This is a genomic window from Pseudoalteromonas sp. C12FD-1 (genome assembly GCF_037414265.1).
Classification (GTDB): Bacteria; Pseudomonadota; Gammaproteobacteria; order Enterobacterales; family Alteromonadaceae; genus Pseudoalteromonas.
Window position 1 is genome coordinate 1 of record NZ_JBBEVD010000048.1, and the last position, 20,346, is coordinate 20,346.

The window sequence follows — 20,346 nt, forward strand, 5'->3', positions numbered from 1 at the left end:
TGACAGAAACAAGCGACAGAAGTTAATAGCTAAAGTAGATAGCAACGAAGAAACTTAAAAGATATTATCAGAAATTTTCCAGATTTAGTTAGTACGTAGAAATACGGACTAACACCTAATTTGCTTGGTAACCATAGCGTTTTGGACCCACCTGACCCCATGCCGAACTCAGTAGTGAAACGAAACAGCGCCGATGATAGTGTAGCATTTGCTATGTGAAAGTAGGACATTGCCAGGCTCCAAATAAGAGAAACCCGTTACAGCGATGTGACGGGTTTTTTGCTGTCTGTAAGAAAGTGAAAATATTAGTTGTCAGCCATCAGTTATCAGCTGCACAGCGTCAACCTGTACTTCGTAGCGTGGGTTGAGTATCACGAAACCCGCGGGTAAAAGAACGCGACGACCACCTCAGTGCCCAGTGAATCCCATTAAAAAACATTAAGAGTACTTTGCTATGTGGCTCACTACCGCTGTGGGCACCACGACATTCTACTGCGTAGCGCACCGACTCCAAATACGAGAAAGCCGCTTCAGAAATGAAGCGGCTTTTTTGCGTCTGTAAGAAAGTGAAAATATTAGCTATCAGCCGTCAGCTATCAGCTGCACAGCGTCAACCTGTACTTCGTAGCGTGGGTTGAGTATCACGAAACCCACGGGTAAGGCTCGGCGCACATCTTTGTATGGTAAATATAGTCCTCTTATCTCACGAGCAGGATTACCCGCAATAACTTTATTTGTCTCTACATTTTTAGTAACGACAGATCCCGCAACAATAACACCGCTATTCCAAATGGATGTGGGCTTGAGCTATTATCAAATTTTTTTAGAAAGTCTTTTAAGTATTTTGCTAATTATCAATTGATAGCAAACCCTATAAACTTGCCCCATCTTGTATTTACATACCTTACCAAAGGGGAGAAGAGCATGTCTCATCAAATTATTAAAGACTTACATAACCGTTACACGGCTAAAAAATACGATACGAGCAAACGTATTTCTTCGGCGGATCTTGATGTAATTAAAGAAGCTATTCGCTTGTCTGCTTCTTCAATCAACTCTCAACCTTGGAAGTTTGTATTGGTAGAAAGTGATGAAGCTAAGCAGCGTTTGCACGATACATTTGCTAACAAGCACCAGTTTAATCAATTACACGCTAAAGAAGCATCTCATACACTTTTACTTGCATATGATCCTAAGTTTACTAAGGATAAATTTTCTAAACGTGTAGACGTTGAGGTTAGCTCTGGTCATTTGCCTGCAGAATTACGTGAGAGTTTTATGGGGGCCTATGCTTTTGCTGAAATGAATACGGATGAAAATGGCTACAATGGCAGCTGGACTAAAGCACAAGTTTACCTAGCACTAGGTAACATTATGCATACACTGGCGCGTTTAAATATTGCATCTACGCCTATGGAAGGTGTTGATCCAGAGTTAATCAGTGAGAAGTTTAGCGAAGAGCTTGATGGTCATATTTGTGAAGTGGCACTTGCAATGGGTTACCCAGTTGAAGAAGAAGATTGGAACTTTGGCAAACCTAAAGCGCGTTTACCAGTTGAAGATATTATAGCTACTGTATAATACCAATCCGCGATAATACTTAATCATTTTGAGGGGCTAAACGTGTCGCTATCTTCGTTAAAAAATTCTTATTTAGAACAACTAAATAGCGAATTTTTTGTCTAGCTATCAACACATTTTTCCATCCTCAAAATAGATCACTTAATTATGCGAATTGGTATAACGTGTTGCTATAAGTTAATTAGCCGAGAGCCTTCTCGGCTTTTTTATTTTTAAAATAAACCATACGCTTGTGTTTCTTCGTCTTCCTGTTGTGCTAAATGATCAGGTCTAAATATTGCGCTAGGGTCTATTAAAACACTGTGTTTTTCGGCTAACTTTATTAGCCCTCGCATCATGCTTTTGGTTTGCGGGTCTATATCAAAGCCTACTTCGGTTAATTTATCGAGTGGCTTAATGTCTTCTTTTTTATAATCTATATTGTCCTCTACTTTATCTACTAGTAATCCGATATGTGGGTTGAGCCCATCTTTGGTAGTAAAAACAATAATAGGTTTATAATCGAGTGTTATTTGCTCTTTTGCCGCATCAAATAACCGTTGTAATTGCATAAAGCTGTTGCGCTTTATACTCGCTAAATATTTACTGGCCTGTTTATAGTCTTGCTCGTTATGTGCACTAACTGCGTGATCTGTTGCTGTAACTAGCGCTTGAAAAGGCTCATCAAGTTTTTCTATGATAGATTTTAGGTCACTGTTGTCGGTTTTAAACTCTTTATAAAATACGGCGATGTTGTGTAGCTGAGTTTTATCGTTTGTTATTACGTGGCTCTGTTGCGCGAGACTTTTTTCAAATTGGCTAAACCAATCATTAAGCGAGGCTTGCCAGGTTCTTAGCTCATTGAGTGCTTTTTTATTTCTCTGCTCTGTAGAACTACCATTTAAAATAATACCTAGGTCGAACACCGGCGTGGGTGTCTCCATGTAGTCTTTTACACCAATAAAGCTCTTATTATTATTTGGCAATGTAGTGAGGTTATTATCAAATCGCTCGGTGAGTAAAATATCGAGAATTTTAAGTGAAATGGTTTTACAGCCCACTTGAAAGTTTATGAATTCCATACCTTTATCTTTAATTGCCTTGTAATGCTTTAAGGATAGAACAAAATAGATAAATAGCTTAAAGGTTGTGTAGTTTTTTAATTAGTGATTTAACTGCGAGTTTAAATTGCTGCTCTAATGCTTTTTTTCCACTTAAGCGATGTTGCTTAATTAGCTGCTCGTTACTGTGGTTTTGTAATACCATTTGTATCAGCAAGTGGCGATCTTCACTTTTAGTTGCCATTAGGCAGGACGGTGAGTGGTTAAATAAATACCATAGTTTTGGCGCGGTATTAAAGCGATTTATTGTACTAATTGTAGTGTTTATAAGTGGGTTGGGCACGCTAGATTCATCGATAAATTTACTTATTAGCTCACTGACTAACTCACTGTCGAGTTGGCTAAAGTGCGTTAATAAACCATAAAACAAATCACTTTTAAATTGCTGAGCTAAGGTATGTAAGCCCTGCGTGGATGTGCTTAATGCTTTAACAACAAGGGCTGAGTGCTCACCGGTGCTTTTATCTCGCTGATAACCTAGCTTTACAGCACTAAAGTCCTGAGATTGCCAAAAACGTAAAAGCCCTGCTGTAGCCCCAAAACTTGCACCTATATAACTACAGGTGGGTGTTAGCTGATGCTGGCAATGCGCTAGCAATGCTTTACCTACGCCTTGTTGGTGCAGATTAGGTGCAACAGCTATACGAATAACGCGTGCGCTTTGTTTTGTTAAATAGCTTGGCTGTGCGCTTAATTGCGCGAGCGATTGCGCCATTAAATGCCCTTGTGGGCGCCGCTCACCACTGATTACTTGCTTAGCTAGCTCTGCATCCATACCGCCTTCAATTGCTATTAAACATACACCCACAACATGCATGTTGCATCTGCTAATAAACAGCCTTTGCGCTGGGGCATCAAGTAATTGGCGTAAATCGTTAACACTGCTTTGGTAATGGGCAAGTGCCAGCAGTGCAACTATTTGCTGCAGTAAAGGCTCATTGTCAACGAGTTGCTGTTGGGTGACCTCAACATGCTCAATGCTATTTAAAGCGGGCGGGTATTCGTTATATTGTGCATCTAAAGCAAAGAGTGTGCGTACATGCTGCTCAAGAGGGTCGCCCTTGGCAAAACGTAAAGGCTCTTCTAAGTTTACAATTTTTGCCGCTTTGTAATTTGCTTTAATATGTTGAGTAAAGCGAATGGTATAGCCTCGGCCATTACCCTCATAACCTACCAAGGTGCTTGCAAAGACTATACGCGGGTAGTGCTTTAGCATGGCTAATAATAGGGGAACAGGGATTGCGGCGGCTTCATCGACCAGTAATAAATCACATTGCGGCAACTGATTAAGCAGTGCGTCGGGCGCCATGTACCGTAAATTAGCTAAATGTTTTTGCTGAGCCTTGTATTCAACCTGCAAGGTTTTAGCTAAATGCTTAAAACAGCTATGGGTGGCTCTAAATTGTGTTGCGCATACAATGATTTTTTTATCATGTAATGCTGCGGCTGCAAGACCTAGCGCGGCTGATTTTCCTCGCCCTCTGTCGGCATTAATAATTAAAGGCCTGTTCGCACGCCCTGTGGCCACCTTAATTATTTGCTCAACGCATTGCTGCTGCGCCTGATACTCAATTTTATTTGTTACACTGCTTTTGAGCGGCGGCTGTTTAAAGTCAGTGTGTTCATCAAAGTGTATGGCAGGTAGCGTTTGTAAAAGGCGAGAAAAACGTAAATTAAAATAGCTTTGCTGATTACTACACCCATAAGACTGCACGTTTTGCAGCGCAGGGTCTTGCCATGAGGCTAAACGTTGTAAATCAGGCAGTAATAAAAATAAAAGCCCGCCGGCTTTTACGGTGCCGGCTAATGCGGCGAGTTTATCGGGGTAAATGCCACTAAAGCCATCATACACGGCATGAGGAAACTCTTGCCCAAGTAGTTGATGAGTATGCTCAGGCCAACTTGCATTGGCAAGGCTGCTTGAAAGTAGTTTTACATCATCCGAACGTGTTAACGCGTTTAATAGCTCATAGCACCAAGTGGGTTGGCCTGTGATAAGCACTAACTGACGATGCTTTGCGTCAGTTAGTTGCTGCGTTAATTGCTCAACACAGTGCTTATACAGCTTGAAGTCGTGCATATGCGGTTACTAACCATTTGCTGCCAAGGTCGTCAAAGTTTACTTGCACACGCGATTGTGCGCCGCTGCCTTCGTAATTAAGCACGGTGCCTATACCAAATTTAGCGTGTAGTACACGTTGGCCTAAGTTAAAACCACTTTCTTCGAATACAGCATGGCTTACTGAGGCACTAAAACGCCCCGCAGCAGGCGGGCGTGATACCTGGGTTTTAATGCGAATTTCTTCTACGCAATCTTCAGGTATTTCGCGTAAAAACCGCGATGGGCTGTGGTACTTTTCTTGTCCGTATAAACGGCGGCTTTCGGCATGGCTTATGTAAAGTTTGTCCATGGCACGGGTCATACCCACATAACAAAGGCGGCGTTCTTCCTCTAAGCGCCCCGATTCTTCATTACTTTGCTGTGATGGGAACATGCCTTCTTCAACGCCCACCATAAACACAAGCGGAAACTCTAAGCCCTTAGCTGAGTGAAGAGTCATCATTTGTACTGCGTCTTCATGCTCATCGGCTTGGCCTTCGCCTGACTCAAGTGAGGTGTAGGCTAAAAAGCCTTGCAGTGGTGAGCTAAACTCTTCTTCTTCGGGGAGCTCGTACTGATCGCAGGCACTGATAAGCTCTTCTAAGTTTTCTACGCGAGCGCGGCCTTTTTCGCCTTTTTCAGCTTGATACATGGCCATTAAACCAGAGGTTTGAATAGTGTATTTGGCTTGCTCTTGCAGTGTAAGGTCGCTAATTTTATCTTCTATGTGCTCTACCAATTCTACAAACTTTGTTACAGCGCTTGCCGCACGGCCAGATAAGTGTTGTTGTTCAACAATTGCTTTGGCTGCGTACCAAAGAGGCAGCGACTCAGCACGCGCACAGTCGCGTATATGGCTAAGTGTTTTATCACCAATACCACGCGCAGGGGTGTTAATAACACGCTCAAATGCAGCGTCGTCTTGGCGATTACCTACTAAGCGTAAGTACGAGAGCGCGTCTTTAATTTCTTGGCGCTCGAAGAATCGCATACCACCGTAAATGCGGTATTTTAAGCCTTCTTGTAGCATTGCTTCCTCAAGTACACGAGATTGCGCGTTACTACGGTATAAAATAGCGGCGTCTTGCAACGCATTGCCGGCATTTAACCAGCTGCGTAGCTTACTGCTTACAAAGCGGGCTTCGTCTAACTCGTTAAAGGCGGCATAAATTGATATAGGCTCGCCTTCGTTACCATCGGTCCATAAGCTTTTACCCATGCGCTCTGAGTTGTTTTTAATTAGCGCATTAGATGCTTTTAGAATGGTTGCGGTTGAGCGGTAGTTTTGCTCAAGACGAATAGTTTCGGCGTCAAAGTCAGTTAAAAAGCGTTTAATGTTTTCTATTTTAGCGCCGCGCCAACCGTAAATACTTTGGTCATCGTCGCCTACAATCATAATGCTTTGTGTATCACCAGCAAGTAGCTTTAACCATGCGTATTGAATGGTATTGGTATCTTGGAACTCGTCTACCAGCATGTGGGCAAAGCGCTGCTGGTAATGGCGAAGTAGCGTAGAGTTATTTTTAAGAACTTCGTAGCTACGTAACAGTATTTCTGCAAAATCAACTAAACCTGCACGGTCACACGCCTCTTGATAGGCGGCATATACACGCAGCATCATTTGCTCATTTATATCGTAGGCTTGAATATCTTTAGGGCGCAGGGCTTCATCTTTTTTAGCGCTGATGTACCAGCCAAATTGCTTGGCGGGCCACTTTTTATCATCAATATTCATTGATTTTAATAAGCGCTTGATCATTCTTAGCTGATCGTCAGAGTCTAAAATTTGAAAGGCTTCTGGTAGGTTTGCTTCACGGTGATGAGCGCGCAAAATACGGTGTGATAAACCATGGAATGTACCAATCCACATGCCTCCCACGGGAGCTTTTAGAGTTTCTTCAACACGAGTGCGCATTTCTTTAGCAGCTTTATTAGTAAAGGTAACCGCAAAAATACTATAAGCAGAGGCTTGCTCAACCTGCATTAACCACGCGATACGATGAACTAAAACACGTGTTTTACCCGAACCAGCACCTGCTAATACCAGCATGTTTTGTAGTGGGGCTGCAACGGCATCGCGTTGTTTGTCATTTAAGCCATCGAGTAATTCAGAAACGTCCATCGTTACGCCTTTTCAATCAATAATGAGGGCAGTATAACAGGTGTTTTTGTTAGGCTAAATAAAATACTGTTTTTATGAACAGCTATTATAAAATTGCCTCTAAAACCAATCAGTTGGCTAGTTTATAAGTGACTAAAATTAATAATAAAAATAATCAAATTGACCTATATTTAGTAAAAAATACTAAAACAGTTATTTAGTACTAATTTAACTAACTGATTTTTAAGCTTTAATAAATTGGCATAAAGTGTGATAGTAAGTAAATAACTAAAATTTAAAATTAATTAACTACAGAGGTGAGTATGGCAGATCAAGGTTCTGGCGGTAATGTAATTGCTGCATTGTGTAATATATTTTTTCCTGGTTTAGGGCAATTAGTACAAGGGCGAATTTTAGCCGCTATCTTTTTTGCGCTAGCTATTATAATTAGTTACGCACTTATTTATGTATTGGTAGGCTTTGTACTTGTGCCTATTATTTACTTATGGTCGATTATAGATGCTGCACGTTTTAGATCGCGAAGTTAGCCTCTATGTTGCCTACTTAAATAGCGCCAATGGGCGCTATTTTGCGTTTTAGGGGCACAGTTTAACGTTATTTATGGGTATAATTAGTGCATTAGCGTTTTAAAAGTAAAAATTATGGAATATCAATTTATACGTGACCCTATTAGCGGGCTGCGCATTAAAATAAGCAGCGAGCATGCCCTAATTGGCCGCTGGTTAAACGAAGAAATTGGCAAAGAAAAAGTCGCGATGGTACAAGCACTTATTAGCTCGGTAAAGACAAGCTACGAGCCAATAACGTTAAAAGGCCAAGAGATAGACTTAATACTCTCTAAAGACGAAGCCTTATTTGAAGCGCATGCTCTACACCAAGACAGCGAAGATTTAGTCGCCTATCAAGATGATGACTTAATGCTTGAAGAAAATGGCTTAAGCAGTGGCTGTGGCTTTGAAGACTTTGTTGACTTGATCAACTCATGGCATGAGTTTTCGGCTGGTCGTTAAGTTATATTATCTGTATTATTTTTATAAATTTATTTAGAGTAGAAAGTTTAAAATGAAAAAAGTTGAATTAAAAATTGTCAATCCTAAAGTTGGTACTGAAATTCCTATACCTGAGTATGCTACAGATGGCTCTGCTGCTATAGATCTTAGGGCCTGTATTGATGACATATTACAAGTTTTACCGGGTGAGACGAAATTAATTCCTACTGGTATTGCTTTAAATATGCAGGATACTGGAATGGCTGCTACTATTTTGCCTCGCTCAGGTTTAGGTCATAAACATGGGATTGTACTGGGTAATTTAGTCGGATTAATCGATTCAGATTACCAAGGCGAGTTATTCATTTCAGTATGGAATAGAGGTAATGATGAATTCTCAATAAACTCTGGTGATAGAATTGCTCAATTGATGTTTATACCAGTACTTAAAGCTGATTTTGTACTTGTCGATGAGTTTGAAGCAACAGATCGTGGAACTGGTGGCTTTGGTCATACTGGCGTGAAGTAAACTTCTTAGGTGGCGTGTATATTCACGCCACATAGCAACTTAGTTAAAAGGATTTACTAAATGATTCGACATATTATTGCCGTAATTTCAGCACTCTTAATTTTGTTAATACTTTATATTCTCAATAAAAATATTGCTATTGGAGCTTTAGGAGGTATTGCAAGTCTTATAATTGTTGAAGTGTATTTTTTTATGGGAAAAAATGATCTCGATCTTACATTCCTTGGCCTGAAAAGGTTATTTTATGTATTTAAAAAAAGAAAAATAATAAAAGAATCTATTAATTATGACTCATTGGCTGATTATGCCTTCTGGTTAAAAGAGGAGTTTGTTTTTCCTCTATCTTCCTTTAATAAAAAAATAGATAAAACTGTAATTCAAAAGCTTTCAAGTTTCGAAGCCGCCATATTTATTCTACTTGTTAATGACAATCAAAATTTTATAGATTGTAGCTACCTTACTTCAGAGGATTTTAAGGAACTTTTTACTAAAGCTCTACAAGAGTCGTTTTATAAAAGGCTAATTCTTAAAGAGTCCCTGTCACGAATTATTAAGCCAGCTGATTTAGATAGTTTACTTTCCAAGTTTGAAGAACAACTCATAGTGGATAGCGGTTTAAGTAATGAAAATACTGATAATAACCTCTTCACTAATAAGGTTAGAGAGCTATGCGGTGAAGGGGGCGAAATAAAAATATCAATTTTCTCAACCACTTCGCAATTATCTCACGATATTTTAAAAGATTTAAAAGCTTATCAAACAAGCACTACTAAAGTAGATATAGATTTCTATATTTGCAGTCCAAATGTTAAAACAGACTTAGCAATCTTGGAATTAATGAAAGAATATGAAGTCCCTGTTGGTGCATTGCCAGATCAGTTTGTAAAAGCTAGTAATAAAAAAGCACATGTAGAGATGGATATTATCCGCCGTGTATTTAGGGTGTTGCGCTCTTTTAAAGACATTAAAGATAATCAAGAAAGCTATTGTAAAACGTCTGTTTATTTATATAAAAAAAGCTATCCCGGTTGTAAAGTTCGTTTAATAGAAAATAAGTTTGTTGAATTACAACCTGGTCCATTAAAGTTTGCTAATAATTTATATCGATTCCGTATTGCGAGCACTGATTCAGAAGTGATACATACTCTAAGTGATGCTGTTAAAAACTTTAAAGGTGGTAATGAAGTTCAATGCATTGAATTATTGAACCAGCCAATAGAACAGGCAGAAAAGCAGGCATTATTAGAGTTAGCTGAATGGCTAATATCAAGGGGCATAAAAACAGATGATTTATCTAATTATGCAACAGATATTCATGCATTTAGTGGTGATCAAGAAGCACGTGCTAGACTAAAATTTTTACAAAATAGAATAGGTATTGCTTATAAAGCGATAACTAATTTGAGTAATTTTACAAATGAAGAGCTTTGTGCAGAAGAAAACTTTAAACAATTAACGGGTAGCGGCATCAGGGAATTAGAAATAAACAATAAAATTAAACATATAACAGTCGCTGCTATTTTTACGAATGATAATAAAATCCTTCTAATTGAAAAAGCTAAAGAATTTTATGAAGGAAAGTATAGCCTTGTTGCAGGACATGTAGAGTATCAAGATAATACGCTCGCTGATGCTGTGGAGAGAGAGGTCAATGAAGAGATTGGGCTGAGCATAAATAGCTTAAGTTATATTTGTCATATTGATGACTTAACAGACAAATGTGGTCATGGTGGTGAGATCCATGATTGGCATGTTTTTAATTCTTATGAAATCATAGATGAGAATAGTTTAAAGCTTGGTGCCGAAGTTAAAAGTATTAAGTGGGTTTCTTTGAATGAACTTCAAACAATAAAAGAAGAATTAACTGATGGTGCTTGCAAGATTTTTAATGCCATGGGTTGGTTGAAATGAAAACCGTTGTTATAAGACTAACCGGAGGCGGTGCTATTTCTGAGGCTAGTACCGAAATTGATGTGCCATGGTGGGGGTATAGAAATATGCATATCGCTCCTGATGTATTCAAAGATTTACCAGTTATTATTACAAACAACCCATCAACAAAGTTCATATTTGTTTGCGGTGGCATAGGAGCTTTTCTTTTTACTGATTTAGTTAAAAACCTAGCCATGGATAGTTATGTAGATGAAGTTGGGAAAGGCATAATTTCGATATTAAATGGTATCGCAATATCATATTTAAACTCATTTTCTATAAACGTTTATTCAAATGAAGTACCTGTCAATCAAATAGAAAAATACTTATCTACAACGGATGCTAGATGTTTTTTTATTAAGCCTGATTCAGGTTGTATTAGTAGTGATTCACTTGCTGCAGAAGCTGCTTTTTTAACTAAAGCAGACCTTCTGTTATATGTAAAAAAAGGCGCCCCTCAATATCATGTTGGTTTTGATAAACCAACAATCATAAATCGCTGGTCATTAGATGATATAGAGCTTAAAGCTCTTACTTTATATGAGAAGCAAAATAAGCATTATGTGCTTGATTATCAGGCATGTTCTATACTCAAATCTAATTCTAACGAAACTTATATTATTCCACCTGAAATTATTAAAGAAATCAGTACGAGCTCTTTTCCTGGCAGTAACTCAAAATTAGTAACAATGGTGTATTAAATGGTATTAAGTTCCGAAAGTATAAAAAGACACCTAATTGAAGGTAAGCTTGTTATTGAGGGTTTTAAAGAAAGCTCATTCAGACCTGCGAGCTATTTACTGAGGCTAAGTGACCACATACTTTTAATGGAACAGCACGATAGAGAAATTGATACTAAATCTACAGATACGAAATCTTTTTTTAAAGCTATACAAATTCCAATTGAAGGATATGTATTAAAACCAGGTGATTTTATATTGGGAGCTTCTGTTGAGTCTTTGAGTTTACCAAACTCTTTGTGCGGGGAGCTAAGCCAACTATCCTGTTACGCTAGAGTGGGTTTGAGCATTAACTTCAGCGCTAATTATGTTGCACCTACATTTGGCCACAATAACCCGTCTTCTATAACCTTTGAGATAAAAAATGAATCTTGTAATGATATCCGTATATATTCTAGAGTGAATTTTTGCCATATACGCTTTATGCAAACTGACTTGGATGTTAAAAGTTCATATAATGGAATATACAGTGGGCATAAAGAGGCAAAGGCAGCTGACTTTAGTACAAAGCCAGCGAAAGGTTAAATAATCTTACGGTAGTCGGTTACGTTTAAGTAATCGGCTATTACATTATGTGGTTGTTGGCTATCTGGGTTAGCAACCGCAAGTAAATGCTCAATGCCGTATTCTCGGGCAGCATTTAAAACTGGCACACTGTCATCAACAAACAAAGTGCGCTGCTTATTAAATCCTAAATCTTTTTGTACTTGATGCCACAAACTTTGCTGCTCTTTACTCACTCCGTATTGATGAGTCGACACCACGCCATCTAAATAATTATCTATCGCGGTATGTTCAAATTTAAGCATGACGTTTTCTGGGTGGGCGTTAGTTAACAGGATTAGCTCTTTACCTGCTTTTTTTAACTCAGTTAAAAAGTGGGGCACATCTTCGCGTACTTTTATTAAGTGCTGGGTTTGGCGTTTTAATTCCATTATTGGCAAATTGAGTTGCTCTTGCCAATAATCTAAGCAATACCACTGTATTTGACCACTTACCGCTTGATAGCGCTTGTGCATTTCGGCTTTTGCTTCATCAAGGGTAATATTGCGAGTGAGCGCAAGTTGCTCTGGTACCACGTTAAGCCAAAAGTGACTATCGAAATGTAAATCGAGTAATGTTCCGTCCATATCGAGTAAAACGGTATCGATTTTTGACCAATTTAGCATGGGCTTTTCCTTGTGAAAAGTTTATGATTAAGCACAACTGCCATGATAGCAAAATAACGCCAATGACACAGAAAAAGCACCCAACTCCGCCTCAAATTATTAGTAACAATGTAGTTGCTAAAAGCCGTTTATTTACTGTTGAATCGTTAGAGCTTAAGTTTTCTAATGACGAAGAGCGCCAGTATGAGCGCATACGTGGCGGTGGCCGCGGGGCTGTAATGATTGTACCAATAACTGCAGATAACGAAATGCTACTGGTACGAGAGTATTGCGCGGGCACAAACAACTACCAATTAGGCTTTCCTAAAGGCTTGATAGACCCAGGCGAAACGCCACAACAAGCTGCAAACAGAGAGCTCAAAGAAGAAGTGGGCTTTGGTGCTGAATTTTTTGAGCCGTTAAAAGTAGTATCAATGGCACCAAGTTACTTTAACGCGACCATGCATATTTTATTTGCTAAGCAACTATATCCGCAAACGTTAGAAGGTGATGAGCCCGAACCTTTAGTGGTTGTTAAGTGGCCATTAACAGATTGGCAGTCATTATTAGAGCAAGACGATTTTACCGAAGCTCGCAGTGTTGCCGCTTTGCTATTATTAAATAAGTATTTAGCGTCTGGAGCTGCAAATGAATAAATTATTAGAGCCTTGTATTGAACTTGCACAAAGTGCAGGCGATGCCATTATGGCTATTTATAAAAAAGACGATATTGGCCAGCAAGAAAAGTCAGACTCTACGCCTGTTACAAAAGCAGACTTAGCGTCTAATGATGTGCTTGTTGCTGGTTTAAAAGCGCTTGCGCCCGACATTCCTATCATGTCGGAAGAAACGCCTATTCCGGCACTTGCTGACAGACAAAACTGGCAACGCTATTGGCTATTAGATCCGATGGATGGCACCGGCGAGTTTATTTTAGAAAGTGGTGATTTTGCCGTTAATATTGCGCTTATTGAAAATAACCACCCTGTTTTAGGTGTGATTCATTGGCCAGCAAAAGACATTACTTACTTTGCTACCGCTAACCAGGGTGCATTTAAACGAGAAAATGGTAGCGACACAAAAATGTCGGTAGCAACACCCGATAACCTAACGCTGGCAGTAAGCCGTAGACAAAAAATTGAAGCGGTCAGTCAGTATTTAAATACGCAGTTTGCCACTATTGCTGTTGGTTCGTGTTCTTTGAAGGCGTGTATAGTTGCCGAAGGTAAAGCCGACTGCTTTTTACGAATTGGTCCTACAGGCGAGTGGGATACCGGCGCATCACAAGTTATTGTAGAAGAGGCGGGCGGATGTATTACCGATGCAGAGTTTAACCCGCTTACTTATAACCAGCGTGAAAGCACTGAAAACCCTGACTTTATTGTAATGGGGCACCCAGATTGGGAGTTTCAAAAAATGATAAGCCCGCATCAGCGATAGCTATTTATAGTGCCTGTTGGTTGCTTTTTGTTCGGTTGAACGCAATTAACTAGTTAAAGCCTTGCAATATAAGTTTATTCCTATATTATAGCGCTCTCTTCGAAACAGGCTCGTTATTAACACGAAACTATTTCAAAGAAATTACAGGCGCGGGATGGAGCAGCCTGGTAGCTCGTCGGGCTCATAACCCGAAGGTCGTCGGTTCAAATCCGGCTCCCGCAACCAATTTTTAAAAAATTTGGTTACTGTAAAACTCTAGCTTAAGAGACTAAATTAAGTAGTCGATAGACTTAAAATATACAGGCGCGGGATGGAGCAGAATGATAAATCATTCGCCGGACTGCTTAAACCTGAAGTCGAAGGTCGTCGGTTACAATCCGTCTCTTAGACTATAAACATACAGGCGCGGGATGGAGCAGCCTGGTAGCTCGTCGGGCTCATAACCCGAAGGTCGTCGGTTCAAATCCGGCTCCCGCAACCAATTTCCTTTATGGAGTTGGAAGCCACGTTGTAATGTAAGCAACGCTAAATAAGTATGCATATTTCAGGCGCGGGATGGAGCAGCCTGGTAGCTCGTCGGGCTCATAACCCGAAGGTCGTCGGTTCAAATCCGGCTCCCGCAACCACTGAAATAAAAAGTTAGAATGAATCGACACTCTATATGAGTGTTTTTTTATGCCTAAAATTCAGTGAAATGAATAGCTCGTCGGTCTCAGCTCTTTATTAGCCAGCAAATGTCGTCGGCTCACCTTTTATAAGATCATGCTCCCGCAGCCACTGAAATACATAAAATGAAACGACACGCTTAATGTGTGTTTTTTTATGCCTAAAATTATATTTCTTTCCTTAAAAAGCACTTTTAGATTTACCCCCCAAGCAATAGCTATAAATATTACAAACTTCCTTAAAAATGCGTTATTACTTAAAACTTTGTATAGTTTGTGTTAAAACGGCACAAATAATTTTGGGTTGTTAAACATGACTGAGCTTTACCACTGGTTTGATTTAATTGGCATTGCCGTGTTTGCTATTACGGGTACATTGGTTGCACACGAAAAGAAAATGGATGGTTTTGGTGTGGTGGTATTAGCAGCGGTGACAGCCATTGGAGGCGGTACAGTTCGCGATCTTATACTGGATGTTCCGGTATTTTGGTTACACGACCAAAGCTTTTTTTATGCTATTTTAGCTGCGGTATTTATTACCACTCGGCTTATTAACAAGCAAAAGTCGATTCCGCATTACACATTACAAATTGCCGATGCATTTGGTTTAGCATTTTTTGCGGTTATGGGTACTCAAAAAGCCTTACTAGCCGGTATGCCAAATATGACCGCAATTATTATGGGTGTAATTACCGGTTGCTTTGGTGGCATGCTCCGAGATGTGCTTGCCCGCGAAATTCCTATGCTGCTAAAAGGCGAGCTATACGCAATTACCTGTATCGCAGGCGGTGTAGTTTATACTTTGGGTATTCACTTTACGTTAGCGACCGAACTTGCCATGGTAATGGCAATGCTAACCACCTTATTGCTTCGTATTGCAGCTATTAAATGGCAAATCACAGTACACGTTTTTAAATATTCTGACTAAACTAATTAATTAAACCATTAATTAGGATAAGGAATGTCGCTAGCTCGCATTTATTCTCGTGCCCAAGTAGGTATAAACGCCCCCGAGGTTATTGTAGAGGTACACCTTGGGAATGGTTTGCCAGCTTTTCATATTGTAGGGCTTCCTGAGGCCTCAGTTAAAGAATCAAAAGATAGGGTGCGTAGCGCCCTAGAAAACTCACAATTTGGTTTTCCCGATCAACGTATCACCGTAAATTTAGCCCCTGCCGATTTACCTAAAGATGGAGGGCGCTTTGACTTAGCTATTGCCGTAGGTATTTTAGTGGCCTCTGGGCAGGTTGTTTGCCCTGATATACATAAATATGAGTTTTACGGAGAGCTTGCCCTTAATGGCGAAGTGCGTGGTGTAAATGCCATTTTGCCCTCTGTACTTGCAGCAAAAGAACAAGACCGCTGCTGCTTTTTACCTTTTACCAACGATAGCCTCGCAAGTTTGGTGAACGGCGTTAAACGTAAAGCGGTTAATTCGCTGCAAGAAGTGTGGGGCGATTTATTAAATCAGCAGCCGCTGCCTTTAAATATTGAATACCCTGATTGCGCCCAGTCTCCCGACTTTTTACTCGATTTAAGTGATGTTAAAGGCCAACCCGGTGCTAAGCGAGTGCTAGAAATAGCTGCAGCTGGAGGCCATAACCTACTTTTTTTAGGCCCGCCTGGTACGGGCAAATCTATGCTAGCGCAGCGTATGGCAACGATAATGCCAACCATGTCGGACGATGAGGCAATATCAACGGCTGCACTGTATTCTATTATTGGCCAATCTATTGACTTAAATAATTGGCGCCAGCGGCCGTTTCGAAACCCGCACCACACTTGCTCAGCCGTTGCTTTAGTCGGTGGTTCTTCAAACCCTAAGCCGGGTGAAATTTCACTTGCGCATAACGGGGTATTGTTTTTGGACGAGCTTCCGGAATTCGAACGTAAGGTACTTGATTCTCTGCGTGAGCCTATGGAAACCGGTTCTGTGGTTATCTCCCGTGCTGCAAGGCAAATGGAGTTTCCGGCGCAGTTTCAGCTAATAGCTGCACTCAACCCAAGTCCGACTGGATGCCATAATGATAAGCGAGCAACGCCTGACCAAGTTATGCGTTATTTATCTCGCGTGTCAGGCCCGTTTATCGATCGTATCGATTTGCAAATTGAGCTGCCACGTTTAACCAGTGTTGAGCTGCAAAGTACTCAGCCTGAAGAAAGCAGTGCTCAAGTTAGGCAGAGGGTTGAAGCTGCATACCATATTCAGTTAAAACGCCAAAGTAAGGTTAACGCGCGTCTAAATAACAAAGAAATGAATATACACTGTGAGCTTGCGCCTGCTGAGTTGCAGTTTTTAGCACGCGCTAGCGAAAAGTTGTCGTTATCACCGCGCTCTTACCATAGGGTCATTAAAGTGGCGCGTACAATTAGTGATTTAAAAGGTGCAGAGCATATTAGTTTAGAAGAGCTAAAAGAGGCGCTAAATTATCGTGCTTTTGAGCGGTTACTAGCGCAGTTAACTAAATAAACTAAACGCTGCTGGAAGTAATACCGAACCGCAATAATGTTTCATTATTTTAAGCTGTTAAGCTCAGTGTATTTTTACGATGTTAAAATTTTAATGCGCTAAATTGAGAGCATATAGCCTTTGCCACGTACGGTTACAATACGCTTTTGGTCTTTTTCATCGTATAGCTTTTTACGCAAACGGCCAATTAAAACATCCACAGTGCGGTCATTTGGGCTCCAATCGGGCTGACCTATTTCTTCTGATATTTTCTCACGCGAGGTGGCTTTGCCTGCGTTGCTAATTAAACAAATTAGCACTTTGTGCTCGGCTTCGGTTAAGCGCGACTCAATACCCGATGAGGTAATTAATGTGCGATTGTCGGGGTGAAGTTTAAAGTCGGCGTATTCTATAAATTCTTCGCTTTCGTCATCATCTTGATTAATTGCAATACGTTTATAAAGCGCACGCATGCGCAGCTCAAGCTCTAATAAGTCGACAGGCTTGCAAATATAATCATCAGCGCCTTGGGCAAGCCCTGCAATACGATCTGCTTGTGAGTCACGGCTGGATAAAACAATGACGCCAATATCGGTCAAAGTGTTGAGCTCTTTGGCAAGCTGCAATCCATCACGCTTGGGTAATACAATATCAATAATGGCAAGAGAAATAGCATTGCGCAGGTTTACGCGTTGCCTAACTATGTTTAGGGCATCAGCACCTGTGGGGTCTATTTCTATCGAAAATTCGGTGTCTGTAAAGTGATTTTGGATGCGCTTAACGAGTAGCTCGTCGTCTTCAACCAATAAAACGTTAATTGCCATAGGACTTATTTTTGTATATTTATAGCTCTGTATGGTAGCACCAATCGTTTAATGCTGAGAAGGGGGGTCTGTAACTTTTCGGTAACTTTATGTTTCAAATATAAAAGGGGTCATACAAAGCACCTGTTGATAGCATGAAGCTCAGCACACTTAGTAAAAATGTGCTGAGCGCTGTGTTACTTATCTGAGTACATAGCATCCCACCATTGTGGTTCGCCTTTTAGGTGTTTATCAAAATAAGCAAGCATGGTGTTCCACCAGTCAAAGCGTTTGTCACGAGCAAAAATTTGATGGTTAGCGCCTTTGTATTCAATAAGCTCTACGTCTTTGTTTAGTAGTTTTAAAGCTGTATACATGGTTAAGCTTTCACCAACAGGTACATTGGTATCGCTATCGCCATGTAAAAGTAACAAAGGAGTCGTTACTTTATCGGCATGAAATACAGGGCTATGATCGCTGTACAGTTTAGCGTTATTCCACGGGAAGCTATTTTTAGAGGCTTCGCCTGAGTATAAGTAACCCCACCAACCTTCGCCCCAATATGAGGTTAAGTTAGAAATACCCGCATGCGCAATTGATGCACTGAACATGTCGGTTTTTGTTGCCAGCAGCATGGTCATAAAGCCACCATAAGAGGCGCCTAAATTACCTACTTTTTTGCTATCAACAAAATCGTACTTTTTCAAAAATGCTTGGGTACCTTGCATTATATCGTTAGCGGTATAGTCACCCCAGGCATTAACGTGCTGTGCAGAGAAATTTTGCCCAAACCCTGTTGCTCCTGTGGGCTGTAATACATAAACAATATAGCCATTTTCTGCCCATAAGTTAAATGGGTAGCGACCTGTAAAGCCACGAGTAACCGGTGAAGTGCCGCCGTAGTAATAGACAAGCGCAGGGTGTTTTTTAGTTTTATCTAAATTAGTAGGTAGGTATACACGTCCTGTTATTTCTACGCCGTCTTTATTTGTAAAATTAAACTCTTCAAGGGTCGGAATTTGCGTATTAGCGTAGGCAAGCGGCTTAGAATCCCAGATTAGATCTGTTTTGTTTTTACTTATATTTAAGCGTTTAAGCTGCTGTGGCGTAGATGCTGTGGTACCGCTTAGTAGTACTTGCGGGTTTCTCTCGTGCGAGTAGCTAAACTGCTCGACGATATCTAGGCCTGTATTAAGTTTTTTAAAGCGCTGTTTACTTAAGTCATATAAATACAAAGGTTGGGTATCTTGCTCGGTTACTTTTATAAGCGCATCGCCGTTATCAAGCACATGTAATTCACCTATAGCGGGGTCAAACTGCTTACTCAGCGCTTTTACGTTTTTACCGTTATCGCTAAGTAAGTATAATTGGCCGTCGTAATTATTAGCTAACATCTCTTTTGGAAGGGCGCGGCCTGCACCATTTTTAAAATCTGGGCCCGCAACAACGTATACATCTTTATTGGCGTACTTTGCATGATTAAAGGTTTTAAATTTACCAAAAGAGGTTATTTTATTTGATTTTAAATCAAGCTCCAGCAGTTCGGTCTCTGGGTGGGTGGTGGCTTGCATAACCATCGCTTGTCGGCTCATTAAAACCTTGCCACGATTTGTGTTTGCATCTTCAAAGTTATGTGAGATAGGTCCTTGGCTCAGTGCTTTGGTTAAGCCACTGTGAGTGTCTAATATATAGAGTTGACTTACGTTGCGTGCGTATGACCATCTATCTTGCAGGCCTTTGTAGTGCTTAGTTAAGCTGTTGTTGTCTTCAGGTGTTTTAGACCAGCTAAAAATAAGGCTGTTACTATCATAAAAATTAAAGTTGCTCGCGCCTTCAAGTTCTGTGGCTAATGTTTTAACGCTGAGGTTTTTACGGTTTAGCTGTTTTAGCTCGTTGCCTAACATATAAACTAAAAATTGGTTATTGGGGCTCCACACCATATTGCTTGGCTGTTGGCCTTCAAAACGATACAAGGTTTGGTTTTGGTTATTTTTAAGCTCAGTTACCACGTTTGCTTGGTTAGCAGTTTGGTTTGAATAGCTGCGTGTACTAGTAACATATTGTTTAGCATCGGGCGCAAAAGAAAGCCCACTAATGGTAGGTGCATCAAAAAGCTGCTCGGCTGAAAGTCGCTCGGTTGTAGAAGTATTAATTGTAATTTTGTCAGTATCGGATTTGGGCTCAAAGTCGAGGGAAACGTTGTTCCAGTTGGCAACCTGTTGTGCTACTACAATCACTTTATGAGTGCCATTTGTTAACGATAAAGAGTATGTGTGGTTATCCCCTTTTTGAAGCTTAGCATCGACAAACAACTGAGCGTTTTCTACTCCCTTTATGGTTAATGTACCCTGGCTAAAGCGCCTTGTTTCAATATTGAACTTAAGCGCTTGTAGGCCACCTAAAGTAAGCGCGTTTACTTTATGAAACGGCTGCCAGCTGTGCTTTTTACCAAATACAGACACGCTTTGCGAATTACGTTGCAGAGGCTCTAATAAGTTATTAATAATGGTTTGACCGTGTGGCGTTTGAAATGGCTTAACTTGCATGTTCTCGCCTAGGGGGCCAATAAACTCAATATTTGATTTATCAAGCGGGGCTGCTATTGCGGTCATACTCAAACTGCTCAGAACAAAAAGCCTGGCAGTCTGTTTTAGTAATTTATTTTTTGTGGTCCAAGGTGAGCTAATTCTCATATTTGTGCCTATTATTGATAGTTATTTGGCCAAATATAGCATGTATTGTTACCA

At 40.3% G+C, this 20,346-nt stretch carries 17 protein-coding genes, 3 tRNA genes and 1 rRNA gene; 15 read left to right on the forward strand and 6 right to left on the reverse strand.

The window, feature by feature from the left end:
- Positions 1-123: 123 nt before the first annotated feature.
- Positions 124-238: ribosomal RNA gene (gene rrf / locus WDB87_RS05345) — 5S ribosomal RNA — on the forward strand.
- Positions 239-924: 686 nt separating this feature from the next.
- On the forward strand, positions 925-1,581 hold the full coding sequence (locus tag WDB87_RS05350; protein WP_337849301.1) for an NAD(P)H-dependent oxidoreductase: 657 nt from the start codon (positions 925-927) through the stop codon (positions 1,579-1,581).
- A 212-nt stretch (positions 1,582-1,793) separates the two neighbouring features.
- On the opposite strand, the gene WDB87_RS05355 is transcribed toward WDB87_RS05350, so the two are convergent.
- From WDB87_RS05355 to uvrD, 3 genes are read right to left on the reverse strand one after another with little or no spacing between them, the layout of a single operon-like run.
- Positions 1,794-2,642 carry a chemotaxis protein gene (locus WDB87_RS05355; protein ID WP_337849302.1) on the reverse strand — a complete coding sequence of 283 codons (849 nt, stop codon included), beginning with the start codon at positions 2,640-2,642 and terminating at the stop codon, positions 1,794-1,796.
- A gap of 58 nt (positions 2,643-2,700) precedes the next feature.
- Positions 2,701-4,761: a GNAT family N-acetyltransferase gene (locus WDB87_RS05360; protein ID WP_337849303.1), complete on the reverse strand. Its 2,061-nt coding sequence runs from the start codon at positions 4,759-4,761 to the stop codon at positions 2,701-2,703.
- Entirely contained in the window at positions 4,739-6,904 is a 2,166-nt protein-coding gene (gene uvrD, locus WDB87_RS05365) for a DNA helicase II (protein WP_337849304.1), read from the reverse strand. Before uvrD ends, WDB87_RS05360 begins: the two co-directional genes overlap by 23 nt.
- A gap of 302 nt (positions 6,905-7,206) precedes the next feature.
- Here uvrD and WDB87_RS05370 point away from each other — a divergent pair, with 302 nt between their 5' ends.
- From WDB87_RS05370 to WDB87_RS05395, 6 genes are all read left to right on the forward strand, one after another.
- The gene (locus WDB87_RS05370) at positions 7,207-7,431 is read left to right on the forward strand and encodes a hypothetical protein (RefSeq protein ID WP_004588664.1); all 225 of its coding nucleotides are present in this window, start codon (positions 7,207-7,209) and stop codon (positions 7,429-7,431) included.
- Positions 7,432-7,545: 114 nt separating this feature from the next.
- A complete protein-coding gene (locus tag WDB87_RS05375; protein WP_337849305.1) occupies positions 7,546-7,914 on the forward strand; it encodes a YacL family protein in 369 nt (122 codons plus the stop codon).
- 52 nt (positions 7,915-7,966) lie between these two features.
- On the forward strand, positions 7,967-8,422 hold the full coding sequence (gene dut, locus WDB87_RS05380; protein WP_337849306.1) for a dUTP diphosphatase: 456 nt from the start codon (positions 7,967-7,969) through the stop codon (positions 8,420-8,422).
- A 60-nt stretch (positions 8,423-8,482) separates the two neighbouring features.
- A complete protein-coding gene (locus WDB87_RS05385; protein ID WP_337849307.1) occupies positions 8,483-10,333 on the forward strand; it encodes an NUDIX hydrolase in 1,851 nt (616 codons plus the stop codon).
- Positions 10,330-11,055, forward strand: a complete 726-nt coding sequence (locus tag WDB87_RS05390; protein WP_337849308.1) for a hypothetical protein — start codon at positions 10,330-10,332, stop codon at positions 11,053-11,055. Before WDB87_RS05385 ends, WDB87_RS05390 begins: the two co-directional genes overlap by 4 nt.
- Positions 11,056-11,619: a dCTP deaminase gene (locus tag WDB87_RS05395; protein ID WP_337849309.1), complete on the forward strand. Its 564-nt coding sequence runs from the start codon at positions 11,056-11,058 to the stop codon at positions 11,617-11,619.
- Here WDB87_RS05395 and yrfG read toward each other — a convergent pair.
- Positions 11,616-12,263 (reverse strand): GMP/IMP nucleotidase, encoded by a 648-nt coding sequence (gene yrfG, locus WDB87_RS05400; RefSeq protein WP_337849310.1) that lies wholly within the window; start codon positions 12,261-12,263, stop codon positions 11,616-11,618. The genes WDB87_RS05395 and yrfG overlap by 4 nt on opposite strands.
- A 62-nt stretch (positions 12,264-12,325) precedes the next feature.
- Between yrfG and nudE the strand changes: the two genes are divergently transcribed.
- From nudE to WDB87_RS05435, 7 genes are all read left to right on the forward strand, one after another.
- Entirely contained in the window at positions 12,326-12,898 is a 573-nt protein-coding gene (nudE, locus tag WDB87_RS05405; RefSeq protein ID WP_286247636.1) for an ADP compounds hydrolase NudE, read from the forward strand.
- The gene (gene cysQ, locus WDB87_RS05410; protein ID WP_286245799.1) at positions 12,891-13,682 is read left to right on the forward strand and encodes a 3'(2'),5'-bisphosphate nucleotidase CysQ; all 792 of its coding nucleotides are present in this window, start codon (positions 12,891-12,893) and stop codon (positions 13,680-13,682) included. The genes nudE and cysQ overlap by 8 nt, the downstream gene beginning before the upstream one ends.
- A 148-nt stretch (positions 13,683-13,830) precedes the next feature.
- A tRNA-Met gene (locus WDB87_RS05415) sits at positions 13,831-13,907 on the forward strand.
- Positions 13,908-14,086: 179 nt separating this feature from the next.
- Positions 14,087-14,163, forward strand: a tRNA-Met gene (locus WDB87_RS05420).
- 68 nt (positions 14,164-14,231) lie between these two features.
- A tRNA-Met gene (locus WDB87_RS05425) sits at positions 14,232-14,308 on the forward strand.
- 352 nt (positions 14,309-14,660) lie between these two features.
- The gene (locus WDB87_RS05430; protein WP_337849311.1) at positions 14,661-15,275 is read left to right on the forward strand and encodes a trimeric intracellular cation channel family protein; all 615 of its coding nucleotides are present in this window, start codon (positions 14,661-14,663) and stop codon (positions 15,273-15,275) included.
- A 33-nt stretch (positions 15,276-15,308) separates the two neighbouring features.
- The gene (locus WDB87_RS05435) at positions 15,309-16,817 is read left to right on the forward strand and encodes a YifB family Mg chelatase-like AAA ATPase (RefSeq protein ID WP_337849312.1); all 1,509 of its coding nucleotides are present in this window, start codon (positions 15,309-15,311) and stop codon (positions 16,815-16,817) included.
- A gap of 98 nt (positions 16,818-16,915) precedes the next feature.
- On the opposite strand, the gene WDB87_RS05440 is transcribed toward WDB87_RS05435, so the two are convergent.
- Positions 16,916-17,620: a response regulator transcription factor gene (locus tag WDB87_RS05440; protein ID WP_286245801.1), complete on the reverse strand. Its 705-nt coding sequence runs from the start codon at positions 17,618-17,620 to the stop codon at positions 16,916-16,918.
- A gap of 176 nt (positions 17,621-17,796) precedes the next feature.
- Positions 17,797-20,292 (reverse strand): alpha/beta hydrolase family protein, encoded by a 2,496-nt coding sequence (locus WDB87_RS05445; protein WP_337849313.1) that lies wholly within the window; start codon positions 20,290-20,292, stop codon positions 17,797-17,799.
- Positions 20,293-20,346: the final 54 nt, after the last annotated feature.

What these genes read in the sequence shown, in the direction of transcription:
- WDB87_RS05360 (WP_337849303.1), bottom strand. Translation starts at nt 4,761, where the DNA reads ATGCACGACTTCAAGCTGTATAAGCACTGTGTTGAGCAATTAACGCAG.
- uvrD (WP_337849304.1), bottom strand. Translation starts at nt 6,904, where the DNA reads ATGGACGTTTCTGAATTACTCGATGGCTTAAATGACAAACAACGCGAT.
- WDB87_RS05355 (WP_337849302.1), bottom strand. Translation starts at nt 2,642, where the DNA reads ATGGAATTCATAAACTTTCAAGTGGGCTGTAAAACCATTTCACTTAAA.
- cysQ (WP_286245799.1), top strand. Translation starts at nt 12,891, where the DNA reads ATGAATAAATTATTAGAGCCTTGTATTGAACTTGCACAAAGTGCAGGC.
- WDB87_RS05445 (WP_337849313.1), bottom strand. Translation starts at nt 20,292, where the DNA reads ATGAGAATTAGCTCACCTTGGACCACAAAAAATAAATTACTAAAACAG.
- WDB87_RS05375 (WP_337849305.1), top strand. Translation starts at nt 7,546, where the DNA reads ATGGAATATCAATTTATACGTGACCCTATTAGCGGGCTGCGCATTAAA.
- WDB87_RS05440 (WP_286245801.1), bottom strand. Translation starts at nt 17,620, where the DNA reads ATGGCAATTAACGTTTTATTGGTTGAAGACGACGAGCTACTCGTTAAG.
- dut (WP_337849306.1), top strand. Translation starts at nt 7,967, where the DNA reads ATGAAAAAAGTTGAATTAAAAATTGTCAATCCTAAAGTTGGTACTGAA.
- WDB87_RS05385 (WP_337849307.1), top strand. Translation starts at nt 8,483, where the DNA reads ATGATTCGACATATTATTGCCGTAATTTCAGCACTCTTAATTTTGTTA.
- WDB87_RS05370 (WP_004588664.1), top strand. Translation starts at nt 7,207, where the DNA reads ATGGCAGATCAAGGTTCTGGCGGTAATGTAATTGCTGCATTGTGTAAT.
- WDB87_RS05430 (WP_337849311.1), top strand. Translation starts at nt 14,661, where the DNA reads ATGACTGAGCTTTACCACTGGTTTGATTTAATTGGCATTGCCGTGTTT.
- WDB87_RS05390 (WP_337849308.1), top strand. Translation starts at nt 10,330, where the DNA reads ATGAAAACCGTTGTTATAAGACTAACCGGAGGCGGTGCTATTTCTGAG.
- WDB87_RS05395 (WP_337849309.1), top strand. Translation starts at nt 11,056, where the DNA reads ATGGTATTAAGTTCCGAAAGTATAAAAAGACACCTAATTGAAGGTAAG.
- yrfG (WP_337849310.1), bottom strand. Translation starts at nt 12,263, where the DNA reads ATGCTAAATTGGTCAAAAATCGATACCGTTTTACTCGATATGGACGGA.
- WDB87_RS05435 (WP_337849312.1), top strand. Translation starts at nt 15,309, where the DNA reads ATGTCGCTAGCTCGCATTTATTCTCGTGCCCAAGTAGGTATAAACGCC.
- nudE (WP_286247636.1), top strand. Translation starts at nt 12,326, where the DNA reads ATGACACAGAAAAAGCACCCAACTCCGCCTCAAATTATTAGTAACAAT.
- WDB87_RS05350 (WP_337849301.1), top strand. Translation starts at nt 925, where the DNA reads ATGTCTCATCAAATTATTAAAGACTTACATAACCGTTACACGGCTAAA.